Annotated in this window: 12 protein-coding genes and 2 pseudogenes; 4 read left to right on the forward strand and 10 right to left on the reverse strand. The window is 58.7% G+C overall.

The window, feature by feature from the left end; all coding sequences use genetic code 11:
- The 6 genes and pseudogenes from AC1DXW_RS28685 to AC1DXW_RS28710 all read right to left on the reverse strand — a co-directional run.
- Positions 1-175, reverse strand: a pseudogene (locus AC1DXW_RS28685) (IS5/IS1182 family transposase); the annotation flags it as partial.
- A gap of 462 nt (positions 176-637) precedes the next feature.
- Positions 638-1703: pseudogene (locus AC1DXW_RS28690) on the reverse strand (MFS transporter).
- A gap of 141 nt (positions 1704-1844) precedes the next feature.
- A complete protein-coding gene (locus AC1DXW_RS28695; protein WP_477754740.1) occupies positions 1845-2423 on the reverse strand; it encodes an eCIS core domain-containing protein in 579 nt (192 codons plus the stop codon).
- Between the two features lie 82 nt (positions 2424-2505).
- Positions 2506-2937, reverse strand: coding sequence for a GFA family protein (locus AC1DXW_RS28700; RefSeq protein ID WP_477754750.1), 432 nt, complete (start codon positions 2935-2937; stop codon positions 2506-2508).
- 62 nt (positions 2938-2999) lie between these two features.
- Positions 3000-5897, reverse strand: a complete 2898-nt coding sequence (locus AC1DXW_RS28705) for a sensor domain-containing phosphodiesterase (protein ID WP_477754741.1) — start codon at positions 5895-5897, stop codon at positions 3000-3002.
- A 240-nt stretch (positions 5898-6137) separates the two neighbouring features.
- The gene (locus AC1DXW_RS28710) at positions 6138-6368 is read right to left on the reverse strand and encodes a hypothetical protein (protein WP_477754742.1); all 231 of its coding nucleotides are present in this window, start codon (positions 6366-6368) and stop codon (positions 6138-6140) included.
- 381 nt (positions 6369-6749) lie between these two features.
- Here AC1DXW_RS28710 and AC1DXW_RS28715 point away from each other — a divergent pair, with 381 nt between their 5' ends.
- Positions 6750-8072, forward strand: coding sequence for a DUF1329 domain-containing protein (locus AC1DXW_RS28715; protein ID WP_477754743.1), 1323 nt, complete (start codon positions 6750-6752; stop codon positions 8070-8072).
- A gap of 184 nt (positions 8073-8256) precedes the next feature.
- Here AC1DXW_RS28715 and AC1DXW_RS28720 read toward each other — a convergent pair whose 3' ends face one another.
- The 3 genes from AC1DXW_RS28720 to AC1DXW_RS28730 all read right to left on the reverse strand — a co-directional run bounded on the left by AC1DXW_RS28720 (position 8257) and on the right by AC1DXW_RS28730 (position 10025).
- Positions 8257-8556: a hypothetical protein gene (locus AC1DXW_RS28720; RefSeq protein ID WP_477754744.1), complete on the reverse strand. Its 300-nt coding sequence runs from the start codon at positions 8554-8556 to the stop codon at positions 8257-8259.
- A 113-nt stretch (positions 8557-8669) separates the two neighbouring features.
- Positions 8670-9179 carry a response regulator gene (locus AC1DXW_RS28725; RefSeq protein ID WP_477754745.1) on the reverse strand — a complete coding sequence of 170 codons (510 nt, stop codon included), beginning with the start codon at positions 9177-9179 and terminating at the stop codon, positions 8670-8672.
- A 204-nt stretch (positions 9180-9383) separates the two neighbouring features.
- Positions 9384-10025, reverse strand: a complete 642-nt coding sequence (locus AC1DXW_RS28730) for a response regulator (RefSeq protein WP_477754746.1) — start codon at positions 10023-10025, stop codon at positions 9384-9386.
- A 297-nt stretch (positions 10026-10322) separates the two neighbouring features.
- Here AC1DXW_RS28730 and AC1DXW_RS28735 point away from each other — a divergent pair, with 297 nt between their 5' ends.
- From AC1DXW_RS28735 to AC1DXW_RS28745, 3 genes are all read left to right on the forward strand, one after another.
- Entirely contained in the window at positions 10323-15185 is a 4863-nt protein-coding gene (locus AC1DXW_RS28735) for a response regulator (protein WP_477754747.1), read from the forward strand.
- Between the two features lie 49 nt (positions 15186-15234).
- Entirely contained in the window at positions 15235-16368 is a 1134-nt protein-coding gene (locus tag AC1DXW_RS28740) for an ATP-binding response regulator (protein ID WP_477754748.1), read from the forward strand.
- A gap of 378 nt (positions 16369-16746) precedes the next feature.
- Positions 16747-19713 (forward strand): multicopper oxidase domain-containing protein, encoded by a 2967-nt coding sequence (locus tag AC1DXW_RS28745; RefSeq protein WP_477760772.1) that lies wholly within the window; start codon positions 16747-16749, stop codon positions 19711-19713.
- Between the two features lie 505 nt (positions 19714-20218).
- On the opposite strand, the gene AC1DXW_RS28750 is transcribed toward AC1DXW_RS28745, so the two are convergent.
- Entirely contained in the window at positions 20219-20347 is a 129-nt protein-coding gene (locus tag AC1DXW_RS28750; RefSeq protein ID WP_477756463.1) for a hypothetical protein, read from the reverse strand.
- Between the last annotated feature and the right edge of the window lie 265 nt (positions 20348-20612).

The raw sequence follows: 20612 nt of genomic DNA on the forward strand, positions 1-20612 counted from the left end.
CAGGTCGGCCAGTTTCAGCAGGGATAGCACTTTCAAAACCCAAGGTGATCAGGTCAAGTTCATCAACGAAGACATCGACAACACGCACCGGATTAGTCTCGCTGACGTAATCGTCCAGGCTCTCGGGGAGCAGGGTCCTTTGACCTCGGTGTTCACCTTGAATGAAGCGTTTCATGGGCAACCCTTGCGATGAAATCCTGGGAAATCATAGCAAGGGTTTGCTTTGGAGTTTTTACACACTCTGGGCCGTGCGCGGCTAACCCGGCATCCATGCCGGGTTGCCCACTGCGCAGAACCTGCGCTCGGCCTCACGAGGGGGCGTGCACCGCAACAGCACCGCGAGGCGAGCTAACGCTCGACCTCGTTGTTTGGTGGTGCACGCGTTCCCCTGTAGGAGCTGCCGGAGGCTCGGGCCGCGTTCGGACGATCTTTTGATCTTGCTTTTGCGATCTGGATATTGCTGAAGATCAAGATCAAAAAGATCGCAGCCTGCAGCAGCCCCTACAGATATTTCGTTATATGTGTTCCCCGGGATTCCGTGAAGTACCCAAAAAAAACAGATGATGGCCAGTGTAAGCCTGAGGTGTTCACCTTCACGAAAGGGCCAACACCTTTGCTCGCTGGCTGGTAGCCCCCCTCAATCCTCAGCCTGCGACAAAGGCCTGGCCACCTGCTCCAACGCTCGACGCTCCGCAGCCACCCCCCAAATCGCCTGCACCACCGCCGCCACACACATTAGTGCAGCGCCTGTCAGATAACCAATCAACAGACTGCTGCGCTGCTGGGTCTGGATCAGTTGGCCAAACAACATCGGCCCGATGATGCCGCCCAGGCCAGTGCCAAAGGCGTAAAACACGGCGATGGCCAAGGCGCGGATTTCCAGTGGGAAGGTTTCCGCCACGGTCAGGTAGGCCGAGCTGGCCGCTGCCGAGGCGAAAAAAAAGATCACCATCCACGCCGCGGCTTGCTGGGTGACATCCAGCCAACCCTGCTGGAAGGCATAGCCATTGAGCGCCAGCAACACCCCCGACATCGCGTAGGTGAAGCTGATCATCACGCGTCGGCCGATCACGTCGAACAGGCGCCCCAACAGCAGCGGCCCGCAGAAATTGCCCAGTGCCAAGGGCAATACATACCAACCTACATGCTCGACAGGCACCTGGTAAAAATCGGTGAGCACCAGCGCATAGGTGAAGAGGATCGCGTTGTAAAAGAAGGCCTGTGCGGTCAACAGGGTCATCCCCACCAGCGCGCTGCGCCTGAATCTGATGAACAGGGTATGGAAGACCTCGGCCAGCGGCGTATGGTCCCGCGCGTGCAGACGCAGTGGTTTGCTGGTCACCGCCGACAGTTCATGGCCTTGTTCGCGCAGACGCGCTTCGATGCCTTCGACGATGCCTCGCGCCTCATCGCGCTGACCGTGGATCAGCAGCCAGCGCGGCACCGAGCACTGCGCCGGCGATGTAGATGCCGCCGGCCAAGCCGATATCGAAGTTGCTCATGCGCAGCTCGGGGCTGTTTTTCAGCGCGCCGGACACCGAGCCGGCCAGGGTCACTTCCAGGCCGTCGAGCAACCAGGTGATTCCCAGCGCGAACACTAGCAAAGAGTGAAAGCGGCCCCACGGCAAGCGGTCCAGGCGTGCTGGAAGATGGGTTTCGAATATCGCGACGGGCTCCCGGCTATGCAGCTGTTGGTGGGTCATCGCTACAACATTGTCATGTGCACTACCTTGTGAGTTAGGAGTCAGCCCGCGGATCGGGAGTTCAAAGTTCCGCTGCCAGGTTGCACACGCTCTAAATGAAGCCAGGACTGGTGCCTTACCGTACGCGAGCTATGCTGCCCTTCAGTAAGTCCCTGCCCGCAGCGAGCGCCTGACCTCAGCCTGTATGGCATAAGCCGGCGCCTCCACGGCATTGAAATCCTGCGTGTATCGCTGGGCAAATCCCAACACCCCCCACTCCTGATACTGCTGCACATGTTTGAGTTCGTGAGCCCAGAGCGCGATGTCCTGTTCTGCCGATTGAGCGTCCCGGAACAGGATGATGTCGATCAGCGTTACGGCACCGACATCGGGGTTTTGCAGCATGGCGGTGGCGGCGTTGAATTGGCCGTTGTCGCTGATTTTGTAGCGCGCGGTATCGAGGACGCTGGGGGCGTACCAGTGCAGTAGCTGCTCGCGGATGTGCGGTGGAATGGGTTGGATGCCGGCGTTGGCTGCTTCAGCACGCGCTTGGGTCAGCCACAGCGCCAGCCCGGGCGCCGCGATCTGGTAGATGTCATCAGGCACCACGTCTGGCAGGCAGATGCAGTCGTCCAGGCACACTTGCTTCTCGCCAGCCGGGCAGCCGTTGGTTTGGGCTGGCACTTCAAGTGTCAGGCAAAGAACAAGCAGCGCCACCAGGCGCGTGGTGATGGGCGGCATTGGGCGCTCCGGGCAGCGGACAGTGGTGAACCAATTATGGGCCAGGCTACCCGTTCGTCCCTATGCCGGTCAGGCACCCGAGTCAATCATTGACCTGCAGTTCATGCAGAAGAAGCTCCAGTGAATCCGGGGCTGCGCAATGACTTTTTTCCGAGCGTTGTTCATCCCATGGCATAGCGTCATCGGTGCAGAAATCTCCAATACACGCCATGCTCAGCCCGACATCGAGAAGTCCAAGCGGAATCCAGAAATAGGGTGTTTCGCGAAGAACATTAGGCACGGTCGAGCCACATCGCGAGCAAAAGTCATTTCTGTACCCGCTGGTTTTGCGCCAACCCGTGATCGCCTCTTGCCCTTCTTCCCATCGAAAGTCGCGAGCGTTGACCAGCGTGGCGAGATTATGGCCGACCCCGGTTTGCTTGCGGCACAGGGTGCAATGGCAGCGATAAAAAAATCGTGGTTCAACCGCCAGGGAAAAGCGTACAGCCCCGCAAAGACATTGCCCTGATGCCATGACTCTCTCCCTTGAAAAATGATTCATCCGTGTTTGCTCCTGCCATGAAATGTCCTCGATCCCTAGTGATCGAGCAGTGAACTCGCCAACAGCGCCTTCAAACCCATCGGCCTGGCAAAATGATAACCCTGGGCCTGCCCCGCCCCCATTTCGCGCAGCAGGTCCAGCGTCGCTTCATCCTCGACGCCTTCGGCCACCACACTCAGGTCCAGCGATTCGGCCATCCGCACAATCGCCCGGACAATCGCGCGACTGCGGGTACTGGTGGTCAGTTCGAGGATGAACGACTTGTCGATTTTCAATCCGCTGAAACGGTATTGATGCACATAGCTCAGGGATGAAAACCCTGCACCGAAGTCATCGAGCACCACCGACATGCCGTTGTCCGCCAGTTGCTGCATGGTTTGTCGGGCAATCGCCGGCTCGGCTACCAGCGCCCCTTCGGTCAGTTCCAGGCAGATCCGTGACGGCGAGACCCGGTGCTGCGCCAACAGTGCCAGCACCTCACTGGCGAAGTCGGGACGCGTCATGCTGTAGCTGGAGCAGTTGACGTGCACCGGCGGCCAATCGGCGTGCCCGGGCTGTGCGAGGATCGCTGCAATGCTGGCAAGCATGTACAGGTCCAGTCGACCGATCAGGCGCAAACCCTCGACATCCGGCAAGAACTCGCCCGGCGCAATCACCCGGCCGCCCGGCTGATGCCAGCGGATCAACGCTTCAAGGGCCAACAGCTCGCCGGTTTCGACGCTGACGATCGGCTGGAAATACGGCAGCAGTTCGTCAGTACGCTTGAGCGCGTTGCGCAAGGCCCCTTCTCGCTCGACCTGGTCCGAGACTTCACGGCGCACTTCCTGGTTGAACACCGCGTAGCTGTCGCGTCCGGCACTCTTGACCCGATACATCGCCGCATCGGCATCGCGCAGCAAGTCGGCGGGCTCGTGATGGAACTGACTGTCGGCGCTGACGATACCGATACTGCAGGACGAGAAAACTTCATGGCCATTGATGAAAAACGGCAGGTCAAACGCCACCAGGATCCGTTCGGCAATTTCGATCATCACGTCCAGCGGCGCCTCGGGAGCCAGCACCGAAAACTCGTCGCCCCCCAGGCGCGCGAGCATGTCGGTGTCGCGCAGGCAACCACGTAAACGGTGGGCCGCCTGCATCAACAGCAGGTCGCCAAAATGGTGGCCGAGGCTGTCGTTCACCATCTTGAAGCGGTCGAGATCGATGAACATCACCGACAGGTGCCCGCCTTCGCTGCCGAACCGCGACCAGGACAGATTGAGGCGCTGTTGCAGGTAGGTGCGATTCGGTAGTCCGGTCAGTGCATCGTGGGAGTTCTCGTGCTGCAACTTGGCATTGGCGTGATCGAGCTCGCGGGTGCGGCTCTGCACCCGGGCTTCCAGCTGGAGGTTGGCGGCATGGATCGCTTCGGCGGCTGTGCGTCGCGACAACGCTGTGTCGATGTGCCGCGACACGAAGGTCAGCAGCTCCTGGTCACGCTGGGTATAGCTCACCTGCGAGGTATAGCTTTGCACCGCCAGCACGCCTCGCACCACGTCGTCTTCGAACAATGGAATGCCCAGCCAGGAGTAGGAGCGCACAGACTCATGGGCAATTTCGATTTCACCGTGCGCGGACAATCGCTCAGCCTCGCCGGCGTCAATCAGGCAGGCTCGACGCTGACGGATCACGTACTCGGTCAAGCCCCGGCGCCCTCGCCGTGCCGCCGGGCGGGTCGTCTGCCGTTCATCCACATAATAGGGAAACGTCACTTCACCGGTCGCGCCGTCGAACAGGGCAATGTAGAAGTTCTGCGCGAACAGCAGTTCACCGACGATGCCATGCAAGGTCTGGAACAACTCGGCCATGTCGCCAGGCCGGCTCGACAGTTCGGCAATCTGGAACAGCGCGCTCTGCAGATGTTCGGCGCGCTCTCGGTCTGCCACTTCCTGCCTCAAGGCGTCGTTGAGTGCCGAAAGCTCCAGGGTGCGACGCATCACCGTTTCTTCCAGGTCCTCCCGGTGCAGAATCCGGTCCAGCGCCATGGCGACGTGACGGGCTACCACCAGAAACAGCGCGCGGTCTTCGGCGCTGTAGATGCGTGAAACGTCGTAGACCTGCATTGCCAGCATGCCAAACACGTCATCAGAGGCATTTTTCAACGGTGCCCCCATCCAGAACTCGGGACGATCACCCACGCAATAAAAACGGTTTTCGGCCTGAGCCGCGAGAATGCCGGCAGAGTCAATCAGCAACGGCTGGCCAGTGGTCAATACCTGGCCAGTCAACGACAGATGCGCAGGGTCAAGGTATTCGTAGTTCTCGGCCTCCAGGGCATCAGCGTCGATGATGTCGACGTAATACGGGTAGTCGATCTTGCCAGTGCGCGGGTTATACAGCGCGAGATAGAAATTCTCGGCGTCGATCAGGCTGGCCAAAAGCCGGTGAACCCCTACCAGAAACACTGACCGGTCACGGGTCGAACTGGCCAGATAGGTAATTTCATACAGCACACGCTGCGTGATCTGCGCACGGGCAAGGGTATTGGTCTGTAGCTGAATGCCCAGGCGCTGGGCTAGTTCAGCGAGCGCCGGTTGCGCAGCATCGTCGACTGGCGCGAGTAGCCAACCCAGCACACTCTCGCCTCTACCGGTCGGCCAGCGGTGCACGTTGCGGGCCCGGCAAAAGCCTTCAAACTCGTCATTCGCAACGCTTGAAGGCCACTGTACCCGTGGGTCGCCCTGGCCAACCCGATGCATCTGTTCACCGGTGCGGTAAAACACCCAGGCGCTGGAATGGGCCCAGTTGCACGCTGAATCCAGCAATTGTCCGATCGTGTCGTCGCCGCCAGCGTAGGCCATGCCGACAGTATCCGGGTTCTCTATTGGATGAAGTGCGGCAACTTCGCTCGTGCGCGATTGCCATGGGGAGCCGGTCAATGTACGAAAACTCATCAGCGCTCCCTGAGCCCAAAACTGCCGACACTCACTGGCTGATTGCTTGCAATGTGCCATTTGGCTTTCCGTTTAAAGCTTATGGCGGTTTTTTTCAATGATTTTGTTCACTTTGGTGCCAGGTATGAGACGGGCCACAAATTATTCGCTGCTTGTTGCCCAGACAAGCGTTTCTACGGTGATGTGTCGTCTCACAGCAACTCCCCATTAGCTCCCTGCTTTTCAATGACGTTGAACGTATCAGTCGTCGTTGTCATCGCGATCGCGGTAGCGACGGTGATCGCGATCGTAGTCACGACGATGATATTGACGGTCATAACCTTGATCATCGTCCCCTCTTTGGTCGTAGCCACGTCGATGATCATGATCGTGATATCGACCGTACCTTTCTCCGTCATCCCAGTGCGGGCCGCAGCCTCCCAACAAGACGGCGCTGGAAATGGCCACGATCAAGATTACTGCGCGATTCATATGAACGTCCTAAACGTCGGAGGTATGGAATGGTTACAACTATGACCATTCAGTAACTCAATGATTCCTCGGGGAAATACAAACAAGTGATGGTCACTGCCGGCTACCGCGCCATCGAACGCATCAGATTGGTTCCGCGTAAGAGAACTGGCTCGTGGTGCAGGTGTGCAATCTGCTTGAGGCAACCACAACCACCCTGCCCGCGCAGACAGCCTGGGTCTGTCATCAATAGCCAAGGGACTGTCGCCAAATGAAAAGCGCCCCTGATACAGGGGCTATTTAATGGCGGCACTGAAAAAGCCTCTGGCGATCGAGCCGACGTAAGCGACTGCTCCGCCTGAGTCACGAGTTGCCTGGTACGCCAGGCAGGAGAATAACAATATGAAATTCGTGAAGAACCTTCTGGCTGCCGTACCCCTCATGGCGCTGGCCATCGATGCCCAGGCCTATGTATCGAGCCAGGAAGCCGCCCGGCTGGGCACCAGCCTGACGTGGGTGGGTGCCGAAAAGGCCGGTAATGCCGATGGCTCCATCCCGCCCTACAACGGTGGCCTGACCACTGCCCCCGCAAGCTTCAAGACTGGCGACAGCATGCGCCCGGACCCCTTTGCGCACGAAAAACCACTGCTGGTGATCAACGGCAAGAACGTCGATTCGTACAAAGGCATGCTGACCGCCACCACCGTAGCGTTGGCCAGGCGTTACCCCGGCTTTCGCATCGATGTGTATCCGACCCACCGCACTGCATCGCTCCCGCAGGCGGTACTGGACAATAGCCGCCGCAATGCCACTGCCGCCAGGTCCCTCAACGGCGGGATCGCCATCGACAATGTGATGCCCGGCGTGCCGTTCCCGATCCCGCAATCAGGCGCTGAAGCGATGTGGAACTTCCTGCTGCGCTACCAGGGTGTGAACATCCATTCCAAGTACGACTCCTGGAGCGTCGACACGGCGGGCGTACCGAGCCTGGCGGTCACCGGCGAGGCATTCGTCTCCTTCCCGATTTACGAGAACATGTCCAAGCCCTTCAACAGTTCCGACATTTACTATCAGTTGAAACTGTCCTATACCGGACCCGCGCGCCGGGCCGGCGAGTCGATCATGCTCAAGAACGCCACCAACCCGACGCAGTTTCCTGGCCGGGCCTGGCAATACATGCCTGCCCAGCGCCGCGTCAAACAGATTTCGATCCTGGCCTACGACACACCCAACCCCGGTACCGCCCGAGCACTGGAGCTGTATGACTGGACGCTGGTCGGCAAGCAGGAAATGATCGTGCCCTACAACACCTACAAACTGACCTACGCTCGCGATGCCAAATCGCTGACCACGCCAAACTTCATTGCGCCGGACTTCGTACGCTGGGAAAAACACCGGGTCTACGTCGTGGAGGGCAACCTCAAGCCCGGTGCAAACCACATCTACCAGAAGCGCCGCTTTTACCTGGATGAGGACACTTGGGCCGCTGTGGCCTCCGATCAGTACGACACCAGTGGCCAGCTATACCGTGGCTCCTTCGCTTTCTTCAGCCAGAGCTATGACCAACAGGTCCCGGACGCCACCCCTTTCATGACGTACGACCTGTCGAAAGGCACCTATAACATCAATGGCGTGGTTGGCCCTCATGGCGGCATCCGCTACATCGAGCCGCTATCGACGGCGCAGTGGGTACCAGAGTCCATGGCGGGCACCGGCATTCGCTAGGTCCGCGGTGATCCAACGCCCGGTCATGCATGACCGATAAATCACAAAGCCCCGGTTCGAAAAAAACCAGGGCTTGAGATTTCGGGTCGGCCTGAGCCCGTTTCAGCACCTGACCGGCGGGATTTCCCTGCCGGCCGACGATAGTGAAATATCAGTTACCCGCAGTCGTCATGGAGATAGGCATCTATCGCTTCCCCTTCATGCAGACGACTGAAAGATAAGCACCCCAGATAACACCAAATAGGGCAAGTATCAGCTCCGGATTGAAAATGCCCTGATTGACCGGCGCCACCAGGATTTCGCTATACAGGCACAAGGCGCCCGCGATCAACGCAAGAAAGTATCCGGTCCGGGTTCTGGTCCGGCGCAGCAACAGAACCTTCTTCAGACCCTCGTCTTTCCATTCTTGAAGGGGCATGCACTGGATCTCTTCCAGCAGCACCACACCCCACAGCAACGCACACAACCAATAGCCTATCATCATGATTTCCTCTAGTTAGAACATTGACTCAACATGAATGCAGCGTGCACTCCTTGCTCAACTTACGAATATCGATTCCGGAGTCTTTTCTGTATGTCTCGCGAAGAGCAGCACGGCTAGAAAGTCGTGTTCTTTGCTGATTGGTTCCATGGGGTACTGCTCCCATTTGGTGATAATTGCCAGCAGGAAAAATCTTCTGGTAACAGAGACTTGGCCAAACGCTCCAACATGCGGCGCAGGATGGCCAGTTCATGGTTCTTGTCGTAGAAGGCGTAGGCTCCCGCTTTTGTGAAGTACTTCCAATGTGTCGGATCAGCGCAATTGCTGACCACTATGACTTTTGTCAGCGGATACTCGGCTGCGACCACACGCAATACTTCCATGCCATGACCGTCGCCGAGGTTGACGTCCAGCAGGACGACATCGGGCGGTTCACGCCGGATGGCGGCGATGGCGGTCGAAGCGCGGTGAAACGCCCCGGCAAGCGACAGGCCCGCGATCCGCGACGACACCGTGCGCCACAGCGCTGGCACGACGTTCGAATCCTCAACGACAAACAGGCGCAGAGGGCTTGAATCTCTGGTTGGTATCAGTGCAGTCAATGGTTCTGTGTTGGTGACCTGCATGATTTCACCTCTCTTTTTTGACATAGCTGTACAAGACGCTGACGAAGACAACTCCATTCAGCGGACGAAATCTTGCGCAGGGGTAACTATGCTCAAGTAGAACGGAATCGACTATCGACGTTAGCTGGACTTCTTTGTGGAGATATCGGCCAAGAGCTTGTAGTGATTCCACTACAAGCAGGCTGGATCGGGTGACGGGGCGTTCTAAGTCAACAGGCCGTTTTCGAGTGCATAGCGGGCGAGTTTCGCGTTGCTGTCCATCCCTGTTTTTTCCAGGATGCGTGCCCGGTACGTCGTGACCGTACTCGGGCTCAAGTGCAATATCTCAGCGATGCGGACAATTCTCTCGCCTGAAGCGAGGAGCTTTAGTACTTCAAGCTCCCGGTCGGATAGCGCTTCGTGGGGTGCCCCGTCGCTTCTACCGATAGCGTTGACCAGTTTTTCTGCCAGCTCAGGACTGACGTGCTTGCCGCCTGAGGCCACCTTGCGAACTGCCGTAACCAGGGTGGCTGCAGAAATATCTTTGGTGAGGTATCCCGCTGCGCCGTGCTTGATTGCGCGTAACGCATAGGCCTCGACCGAATGCATGCTCAACATCAAAACCGCGAGCTTGGGCTTCTCTGCACGCATGAGCTTGAGGAGTTGGAGGCCGGTTTTATCGGGCAGCTGAATATCTACCAGCGCCACGTCGAAATCCTGCTCCCGGACCAGGCGCATTGCGTCTTGTGCCGTCTCTGCTTCGCCCATTACGTCGATCTCGCCGGCAGTCTCCAGCATGCGTCGCACGCCGCTACGCACGATGCTGTGATCATCTACCAGCAAGACTCTGATTTTGTGGTCAACCATCTGTATTTTCCATTCACCAGTGGCCAGCAAGCCATGGAATCTGCTGCAGCGTTTGACGTTAGCAGGCACAGAGCACACTTGCACTTTTTGCCTCAGCCGTCAGTGCTCACTTCTCCGGACTGCCGGTGCTGTCGCTTGGAACGGCCTGTTCCCGGCCAATTTCCCCAGGATCCGGGGCATTGCGCCAACCTTGCTAATATTTCGTAAGCCAACGCTCCGTTTCAGCATGGTCAATACTGCAATGCCGGCTCCTGCATAACGCCTTGCGCGTGGCATCCATCTTGACTGGACATAGACATGGCCACAGTGACGACACCGATCGAAGTTTTCGACATGAAGACGTTGCTGGCAGCGCTGAAGGCGTTGCGCAATGGTGACTTCACCACGCGTATGCCGCAAGACTGGACCGGCATGCCGGGCAAGATCGCCGACACGCTCAACGAGATCATCGACATGGCGGCCGACACCGCCACCGAATTCGAACGCGTGGCGCGACTGATCGGCAAGCAGGGCAAGGTCGATGAGCGTATCCAATTGCCGATGATGAAAGGTTCATGGCAAAAGATCGTCAACTCGAGCAATGCGCTGACCAGCGACCTCATCAGCCCGATGAGCGAGATGATTCGCGTTATCGGTTCGGTTGCCGAGGGTAATCTGAGCCAGCAGGTACCACCGGTACTCGACGGCCTGAAACTGCGGGGTCAGTTCCTCAAATCCGCCAGGATCGTGAACACCATGGTGACGCGGCTGGGCTCCTTCGCATCCGAGGTGACCCGCGTGGCGCGCGAAGTCGGCACTGAAGGGATTCTCGGTGGGCAGGCCAATGTCAAAGGGGTGTCCGGCACCTGGAAAGACCTGACCGACTCCGTCAACGACATGGCCGCCAATCTGACCACCCAGATGCGCAACATCGCTTACGTGACGACCGCGGTGGCCAAAGGCGATCTGGGCAAGACGATTACCGTCGAAGTCAGGGGTGAGATTCTCGAGCTGAAAAACACCATCAACACGATGGTCGGCCAGCTCTCGAGCTTCGCTGCGGAGGTGACCCGCGTGGCGCTGGAAGTCGGTACCGAAGGCAAGTTGGGCGGTCAGGCGCAAGTGCGCGGCGCATCAGGCACCTGGCGCGACCTGACCGAATCGGTCAACGGCATGGCGGCCAACCTGACCACCCAGGTACGCAACCTCGCACAGGTGACGACGGCGGTGGCGCGCGGCGACCTCGGCAAGAAAATTACCGTTGAAGCCAAGGGCGAGATTCTCGAACTGAAAAACACGATCAACACGATGGTCGACCAGCTCTCCAGCTTCGCCTCGGAGGTGACGCGCGTCGCGCTGGAAGTCGGTACCGAAGGCAAACTGGGCGGACAGGCCGAAGTGACCGGCGTGTCCGGTACCTGGAAGGACTTGACCAATTCGGTCAACGGCATGGCGGCCAACCTGACCACCCAGGTGCGCAACATTGCCGACGTGACGACGGCGGTAGCCAACGGCGACCTGTCACGCAAGATCACAGCCGAAGCGAAAGGTGAAATTCTCCAACTCAAGGAAACCATCAACACCATGGTGGACCAGCTCTCGACCTTTGCCGACGAAGTGACGCGCATGGCTCGCGAAGTGGGGACTGACGGCAAGCTCGGTGGCCAGGCCAGGGTGACGGGCGTCGGTGGAACCTGGAAAGACTTGACCGACTCGGTCAACAGCATGGCCGCCAACCTGACCAATCAGGTGCGCAACATCGCCGACGTGACGACGGCGGTGGCCAAAGGCGACCTGGGGCGCAAGATTACCGTGGAAGCCAAGGGCGAAATCATGGAGTTGAAGAACACCATCAACACCATGGTGGACCAGCTCAACAGCTTTGCCGCCGAAGTGACGCGGGTGGCGCGCGAAGTCGGCACCGAAGGAAAGCTCGGGGGACAGGCACAGGTGCAAGGCGTGTCCGGCACCTGGAGGGACTTGACCGAAAACGTGAACTTCATGGCGGCCAACCTGACCAGCCAGGTGCGAGGCATCGCCAAAGTGGTGACCGCGGTGGCCAACGGCGACATGAAGAAGAAACTGACACTGGAGGCCAAGGGCGAGATCGCCGAACTGGCCGACACTATCAACGGTATGACCGATACGCTGGCGCTGTTCTCTGACCAGGTGACTTCGGTGGCGCGTGAAGTGGGGGTCGAGGGCAAACTGGGGGGCCAGGCCAACGTGCCGGGTGCTGCCGGCACCTGGCGCGATCTGACCGACAACGTGAACGGTCTGGCGGCCAACCTGACCAATCAGGTGCGCGCAATTGCCGACGTGGCGACTGCCGTGACCAAGGGCGATCTGACCCGTTACGTGGAGGTGGAAGCAAAGGGTGAAGTGGCGGAGTTGAAGGACAACGTCAACGAGATGATCCGCAACCTGCGGGAAACCACGCGGCAAAACGCGGAGCAGGATTGGCTCAAGAGCAATCTCGCGAAATTCAACCGCCTGCTGCAGGGCCAGCGCGATCTGGCGGCAGTCTCCAAGATGGTGCTGTCTGAACTGGCTCCACTGATCAACGCCCAGCACGGTGTGTTCTACATGATGAACGAGAACCCGCCCGATCCTGCGAAACTCAAACTGCTGTCCGCTTATGCGTACAAGGGAAACATCAATGTGAACGATGAGTGGCGGCTCGGCGAGGGCCTGGTCGGGCAATGCGCTTACGAGAAGCGGCGCATCCTGCTGACCGATGTACCCGCCAATTACGTCGCGATTTCATCGGGACTGGGTGCGGCCGCCCCGCTGAATATCATCGTGTTGCCGATCCTGTTCGAGAACAAGGTCAAGGCCGTCGTCGAAATGGCTTCGTTCACGCGCTACAGCATCATTCATCAAACCTTCCTTGATCAGCTTGCTGAATCGATTGGTATCGTGCTCAACACGATCGAAGCCAATATGCGTACCGAAGAACTGCTCAAGCAGTCGCAATCGCTGGCGCAGGAGCTGCAAAGGCAACAAGAAGAATTGAGACAGACCAACGAGGAACTGGGGGACAAGGCTGGACTGCTGGCGGAGCAGAAAGCCGAAGTCGAGCGCAAGAACCGCGAAGTCGAAATCACCAAGCTGTCGCTGGAGGAGAAGGCGGAGCAGCTGATGCTGACCTCGAAGTACAAGTCCGAATTCCTCTCCAGTATGTCCCATGAGCTCAGAACGCCATTGAACAGCTTGCTGATCCTGGCCCGGCAACTCAGCGACAACGCGGAACACAATCTCACGCCCAGGCAGGTCGAATATGCCAAGACCATCCGTAGCGCGGGCAAAGACCTGCTGGAGCTGATCGACGAGATTCTCTATCTGTCCAAGATCGAGTCGGGTACGGTCACACTGGATTTGAATGAAGCGCTGTTCGCCGATCTGCACGACCAGATCGAACGCACCTTCCGGCCGGTCGCCGAAAGCCGAGGCCTGGACTTCACGATTGAACTGGCGCCTACCCTGCCCCCCTTCATCTTGACCGACGAAAAGCGCCTGCTGCAGGTGGTCAAGAACCTGCTGTCCAACGCCTTCAAGTTCACTGAGCAAGGCAGTGTCAAGATCAGCATCGAACCCGCTGTGTCCGGGTGGAGCGTGGATCACAGCGAACTCAATAGCGCCGATGCGGTGGTCGCCTTCGTGGTCACCGACACCGGCATTGGCGTATCTGCCGGCAAGCAGAAGCTCATCTTCGAAGCATTCCAGCAAGCAGATACCGGAACCTCACGAAAATACGGCGGCACCGGCCTCGGCCTGTCAATCAGCCGCGAGCTGGCACACCGACTGGGCGGTGAGCTGCGGCTGATCCCCGGTGAGATCGGCAAGGGCAGTACTTTCGCGCTGTACGTACCCTTGCGTACACAGGATGCCCAGCGTCAAACGCTGGACGAGTCAGCGACAGAGACAGTACCTGGCCAAGTCAGGCGCGACCTCATGTCAGGCCCGTCTGCACAGATACCGGACGACCGCGAGTCTGTCCAACCCGGGGACCAGGTGCTGCTGATGCTCGAGGGCGACGCCCGATTCGCCAGCATTCTGCTCGAGGCCGCGCACCAGAAGGGGTTCAGGGCTATCGTCACGACCCGTGGCGCGGATGCACTGGAGCTTGTCGAGCGCTTCAAACCCGCCGCGATCACACTGGACCCGGGCCTGACGGACATCGATGGTTGGTCRCTACTCGAGCAGTTGAAGCGCAATTTCGCCACGCGTCACATCCCGGTCCAGATCATCTCGACCGCTGACGACCACACACGCGGGTTGCGCTATGGCGCTTTCGACTATCTGCTCAAGCCGGTCACAGCCGACGAGATTCAAAATGCGCTGGTCGGCATCGTGGCATTCGCTCGGCGCAAGACCAGGAACCTGTTGCTCATCGACGGCGACGAAGAGAACCGCGCCCGCATCCTCGATCTACTCGGCAACACCGACGTGAAGATCGAAACGACCGCCAGTGGCGCTGAAGCCTTGAAGAAACTGGCAAAGAAACGCTACGACTGCATGGCAATCAATCTCAAACTGCCCGACGCATCCGGCATCAGCTTTCTCGAGGCGTTGCAGGAAGACCACGCCATGCGTGAATTGCCGATCGTCGTCTATGGTGCAGAGACACTGACCAAGCCGGAACACGAGCGTTTCAGGACACTGCTCGGCAAGGGCGTCATCAAGGCAGTTCAGTCCCCCGAGCGCATACTCGACGAAACCGCGCTGTTTCTACACCGCGTCGTAGCCAGGCTGTCGCAGACCCAGCGCAGGATGCTGGAAAAACTCTATGCGGGTTCGGACAGTCTGGAGGGTAAAAAGGCCCTGGTGGTCGACGATGATGTGCGCAATATTTTTGCCCTGACCAGCGTGCTCGAGTGCAACAAAATGCTGGTGGCCACGGCCGAAAACGGCCGAACCGCCATAGAACTGCTGCAGCAGCAGCCCGATACCGACATCGTGCTGATGGACATCATGATGCCCGGGATGGATGGCTTTGAAACCATGCGCCAGATCCGTACATTCAAGAGATTTGAAACCCTGCCCATGATTGCGCTGACCGCCAAGGCGATGATGGGTGACCGTGAAAAATGCCTCGAGGCAGGAGCATCGGACTATGTCAGCAAGCCAGTGGATACCGAACAGCTGCTGTCACTGATGCGCAAATGGCTCTATCGATGACGCTGTACCGCGCTCATTGCGCGCCAGCGCAAACCGAAGTGACATAAATATGCAGCAGGAACCCCCGGTATTCAATGAGAGAGCCCAGGTGCGGCACCCGCTCCCGCCTGATGGCGTGCCAGCATCCGTGTTACTGGTGGATGACAATCGCGCCAAGCTTACGGCGCTCGCCGCAGTGATTGCCGACATGGGCCTCGATATTGCCACGGCGACTTCCGGGCGCGAGGCGCTGCGCCTGCTATTGCAGCGCGACTTCGCCGTCATTCTGCTTGACGTGAAAATGCCAGTGATGGACGGCTTTGAAACCGCTGCACTCATTCACGGCCGCCCGAAGTCGGCCCACACGCCCATTATCTTCGTCACAGCCGAGGCCGAAACGGATTCCGAGCGTTTCCGCGGTTATACGTCCGGCGCAGTGGATTACATCTTCTCGCCGATTGTGGCCGCGGTTCTTCGCGCCAAGATCCGGGTGTTTGTCGACCTGTTCTACCTGCAACGCAAACTGACGATGCAGGCCGAAGAATTGCTGCAATCGAAGCTGCAGCTGCGTGAACTGGCCTCCTATCAGGAGCACATCAAGGAAGAAGAGCGAAAGCGGATCGCACGCGACATCCATGACGAGCTGGGACAGAGTCTGCTGGCGTTGCGAATCGACGTCTCCATGTTGCAGGCGCGCACCAGTACCCTGCACCCCAAGCTCAACGAAAAGGCCAGCGATGCTCTGAATCACCTCGATACAGCCATCCGTAGTGTCCGCAGCATCATCAATGATCTTCGGCCGCCCGTACTCGATCTGGGATTGCAGGCAGCGATCGAGTGGCAACTTGAAGAGTTCCGGCAGCGCAGCGCGATCGATTGCACGATGTCGGCGAAAGACGAGAATTTGCGTTGCGATCTGAATGAAAAATCCGCCACGACGCTGTTCCGCATCGTGCAGGAATCGCTGTCGAATATTGCCCGGCACGCGCAAGCGACACAGGTGCATATCGAACTCTACAAGGAGGGTCGCCGGCTTTACCTGCAGATCAAGGACAATGGCGTCGGCATGACGGACCGCAAAAAATTGAACTCGTTCGGATTGGTGGGAATGAAGGAACGCATCAGCATGCTCGGCGGAGAATTCACGATCGACAGCGCACCGGACAAAGGAACGAGATTAACGATATCGCTGCCACTCGACTGACCCGGATGGCATTGAAATGCTATGGCCCGGGCCCATCGGGCGGGCCAACCAGATTGCTGGCACCTCTGCCGGACCGATAGCCGGATCAGAAAGTGGCCATTTCTCTTGACCCAAACACTGCGCACAATCGCACCCGTTACTGGGGGATATTCCCCGTCAGCGGGGCTTTCATCCGGGCTGCTCATACGCTGGCTTAAAGCCAGCGGACAAGGGGGGCGTGGCGTAGAGCTATTAGTCACTTCCTGTCATTTTTGGCGGGAAAGTTGCATCGCTCCCATCCCGGCTCGAAATCAAATTTTTCGCCCGCCCGGCAAGTAGCGGTGGCTCGTTGCTCATGTATTGCCACGCGCTCTGAGGAACCCGTCAGAGGTGTTTGCGATGAAACTGGATGCCGGAAGGTTGAAACCTGGTCCATTGTCCCAAACCAGGCTGGCGCTGAGCATCTCTGCTGCCGTGATCATGTTGGGGCTGGGCTTGTCCCAGGCCCGGGCAGTCCCCCTCGACAACACCGATCCACCGCCTCCTACCGACCCATCGGCGTTCACCAATCCGCCCGCCGACCCCGATGCCGCATTGCGGGACTTGCTCAAGCTGCCTCCCGCAAACGTCGGCGCCTTCGACTTGCCCAATGGTGTGACCGGTAACCGTCAGACCCCTTTGATCGACAATGTGCTGCCACCCGATCTGCAAACCAGCTTCAATATCCCCACTAACGGTAATCCCAGCCCGGTGTTCGGGGCTCAACCGTTCACCCAGAAGCTTGAACTTTTCGAGGAATTCGGCTCGAACAAACTGGATGCGACCGACCCGCCATCACCCGTTCCGTTTCCGGTTCCGACGCTGGGCCCCGCACCGGCGCAAGATCCATTGAAGGTGGCGCGTAGCGGCCCGTCGCCGGATGCGCTGGAGGCCTTTCTCAGGCAGCCGGCATTGACGCCCTTCCCGACAGAGTTCTCCAATGTCCTGGACCGCAACCCCTGGAAGGCGCAGATCGAGCTTTTCCTCAATCGCCGGGTCGATTCGCCCGCAGAAGGCCGGCCACCGGGAAAAGGCTGGTCGCACCAGCGTTTCAATGAGTTTTTCCCGCGCGACGCCTTCAAGACGGTGCAAGCAGGCGCGCACGTCAACAGCGGCTTGCGTGATCGTATGCAACGGCATAACTACGCCGTGGGGGAATTCGCGCCCGGCGGGCTCTACCACAACACCAGCGGCGACCCGGCCAACGAGGGCACCACCAAGGGCATTCAAGTGCAGTTCCACCCCAACTTCCCTGTCCAGGACCATAATGCGGTGTGGACATTCGACGGCACCTTTCCGCCCAAACTGCTTCTAGTACGCTATGGCCAAGCGATGCTGATGCGTCACTACGATGCCTTGCCCATTGACCCATCGGCCAACCGGGGCTTTGGCCTGCACACCCTTACCACCCATGAACATAACGGCCACTCGCCCGCCGAAAGCGACGGCTTTACCAACGCGTTCTTCTTCCCGGGCCAGTACTACGACTATCGCTGGCCGATCCAGTTGGCCGGTTACGACAGCATCAACACCACTGCGCAGGACCCACGGGCAGCGTTCCCGTGCGACCCCGGTGAAATCCTTTTCGTCAACGACGCCACCCCCGGCTTCAAGACATGCAACAACGGCACCATCAAGATCCGTGGCGACTGGCGCGAAACCATGAGCAGCCACTGGTTCCACGACCACATGCTCGATTTCACCGCGCAGAATGTCTACAAGGGCAATGCGACGATGATGAACTACTACAGCGCCGTGGACCGTGGCAACGAGGCGGTCGACGACGGGGTCAACCTGCGCTTGCCCAGCGGTTCGGGGCTGGGGTGGGGTAACCGCGACTATGACGTCAACTTGACGATCGCCGACAAGGCCTGGGACCAGACCGGCCAGTTGTGGTTCAACCCCTTCAACACCGACGGTTTTCTCGGTGACCAGGTGCTGACCAACTGGGAGTACAAGCCCTTCCTGGACGTACGTGCCCGTCGCTACCGTTTCCGCATTCTCAACGGATCGGTTTCTCGCTACTTCAAGCTGGCGGTGGTGCGTCAGGTCAATGGTAATGGTGGCGAGTTTCCTGGCCCGAAAAGCTCCGCTGTTTCCTATAACCGGGTGCCGTTCCACTTGATTGCCAACGACGGCAATATCATGGAGCACGCGGTGCCGTTCGATGGCAGCCTGGACCTCGATGGCGACGGCGACACTCAGAACCACAATGGCATTCTGCCGATACAGGGCATTGGCGAGCGCTATGACATCGTCGTCGACTTCGCGAAGAACGGCATCAACCCCGGCGACAAGCTTTTCTTCGTCAACGTCGAGGAGCATGAAAACGGCAAGCGTCCAAAACGTGACATTGCATTGGCGGATGTACTCTCCGGGAAGTACCTGCCCGTTGTCAGGCAAACCAGCAACGGGCCACAGTGGGTCAACGGTGACCCGGGCGTGGGCCTGTTCCTGCAACTGAACGTCCAGCCTTACACCGGCCAGGATGTCAGTATGAATCCGGTCGACTTCGAGCCCGCCAAGCCTGGCAAGCCCGAGGGCAGGTTCATGATCCCCTTGCCCTTGCACCGTGATGACCCTGCCGATATCGCCCGGCTTGCCCAGGCGCGGCACCGCACCTTTATCTTTGGCCGCTCCAACGGCACGGATTTCAAGCCCTGGACGATCAAGACCGATGGCGGCGAAGGCTTCAACATGGACCCGCGGCGGATTTCAGCCGCGCCACAACTGGCCACTGGCCCGACACCGGCCGGGTTCAAGGGTGAGGGCACGCTGGAAGTCTGGAAGATCCAGAACGGCGGCAATGGCTGGAGTCACCCGGTGCATGTGCACTTCGAGGAAGGGATCATTCTCACTCGAGGTGGCAAACCACCACCAGAATGGGAAAAAGGCGCGCGCAAGGATACCTACGATATAGGCCGCCATCCCGAGAGCCTCGACACTGTCGAGATGGCCATACACATCCGTGAGTTTGCCGGTACCTACATGGAACACTGCCACAACACACAGCATGAGGACACGTCGATGCTGCTGCGCTGGGACTCCGAGCACCCGGGCCAGTTCCAATTGATGCCCACACCTTTGCCCAGCTGGGACGGCGTGAAATTCGTGGCCTCGGTTGCGTTACCGACGTTCCGTACGGGAGATGGCGTCGGGCCACAGGCCGGGGTCAACGATAACCCGGACAATAGCAGTGGCAGTGGTAGCAGCGGCAGTAGCAGCAGTGGCAAAGGCAGCAGCGGCAGCAGCAGCAGCAGTGGCGGTGGCAAAGGCAGCAGCAGTGGCAAAGGCAGCAGTGGCGGTGTCAGCGGAGGTAAAGGCTAGCGTCGTCAATCTAACGGCTGGTCATGTCGTCAGCAAACGCAAAAAACCGCTTACATGACCGTTTCAATCCCAAAGCCGCCTGTCATCACAGTCGGCTTTGGGTAGATTCTGTTGAAAAAGTCGCCCCGGCCAAATGGGCAGTGCATTGAGTGGTGAAAACGTCATTTTTGTACGCTGCTACGTAAAATCCGAGCCCTGATGCTTCTGCGTGTAATGCAGATTTCAATCTCAGACGCGTTCTTTTCTGACCCGAAAACCGACGCCGACTTTTTCAACACAATCGGTAGATTGCTGCCGGTCACAATCTAAAATCATCAGCTTTCTCGGTGATGGACTCGAACAGCAAGCGCACTTTGCCAAGTCGGCTTGGCGTACGATTCTCGCCGAATCCTGCGGCCGTCCCCAAAATCCCTCTGTGGCAATGCCGCGAATTTGCTTTTTTCGAGGGAAAAATGGCAGTGCTTTGACCTGGTTTGTTAGCCCGACCATAGATTTTTATGGTACTTCACGGAATCCCGGGGAACACCGACACCTGTAGAAGCTGCGGTGCGGCGATCCGACTTGCCAGCGATGGCAACTGACGGCCGACCATTTTCTTCCTGGTGTACATATTCATTACTGCGGTAACGGCCACTTAGGGTTCCGCCCTTACGGCGGGTCACTTGGAAAAGCGGAACGCCGCCCGGCCCCAAGTAACCAAGGGCTCTTGCCCCTGACGTTCGGTGCCTCGCCCAGGCTCGGCATGCCCTCGCTCCGGTCCTGCTCCGTGGGCCCGCCGCCATCGGCCATCCATGGCCCAGAGTGTGTCAAAACGCCAAAGCCAACCCTTGCTATGATTGCCCCGGATTTCATCGCAAGGGCTGCCCATGAAACGCTTCATTCAAGGTGAACACCGAGGT

The sequence above is a fragment of the Pseudomonas sp. P4_C4 genome, assembly GCF_056402055.1.

Coding starts and splice junctions, on each gene's coding strand:
- AC1DXW_RS28695 (WP_477754740.1), bottom strand. CDS start 2,423: ATGCCGCCCATCACCACGCGCCTGGTGGCGCTGCTTGTTCTTTGCCTG.
- AC1DXW_RS28700 (WP_477754750.1), bottom strand. CDS start 2,937: ATGGCATCAGGGCAATGTCTTTGCGGGGCTGTACGCTTTTCCCTGGCG.
- AC1DXW_RS28705 (WP_477754741.1), bottom strand. CDS start 5,897: ATGAGTTTTCGTACATTGACCGGCTCCCCATGGCAATCGCGCACGAGC.
- AC1DXW_RS28710 (WP_477754742.1), bottom strand. CDS start 6,368: ATGAATCGCGCAGTAATCTTGATCGTGGCCATTTCCAGCGCCGTCTTG.
- AC1DXW_RS28715 (WP_477754743.1), top strand. CDS start 6,750: ATGAAATTCGTGAAGAACCTTCTGGCTGCCGTACCCCTCATGGCGCTG.
- AC1DXW_RS28720 (WP_477754744.1), bottom strand. CDS start 8,556: ATGATGATAGGCTATTGGTTGTGTGCGTTGCTGTGGGGTGTGGTGCTG.
- AC1DXW_RS28725 (WP_477754745.1), bottom strand. CDS start 9,179: ATGCAGGTCACCAACACAGAACCATTGACTGCACTGATACCAACCAGA.
- AC1DXW_RS28730 (WP_477754746.1), bottom strand. CDS start 10,025: ATGGTTGACCACAAAATCAGAGTCTTGCTGGTAGATGATCACAGCATC.
- AC1DXW_RS28740 (WP_477754748.1), top strand. CDS start 15,235: ATGCAGCAGGAACCCCCGGTATTCAATGAGAGAGCCCAGGTGCGGCAC.
- AC1DXW_RS28745 (WP_477760772.1), top strand. CDS start 16,747: ATGAAACTGGATGCCGGAAGGTTGAAACCTGGTCCATTGTCCCAAACC.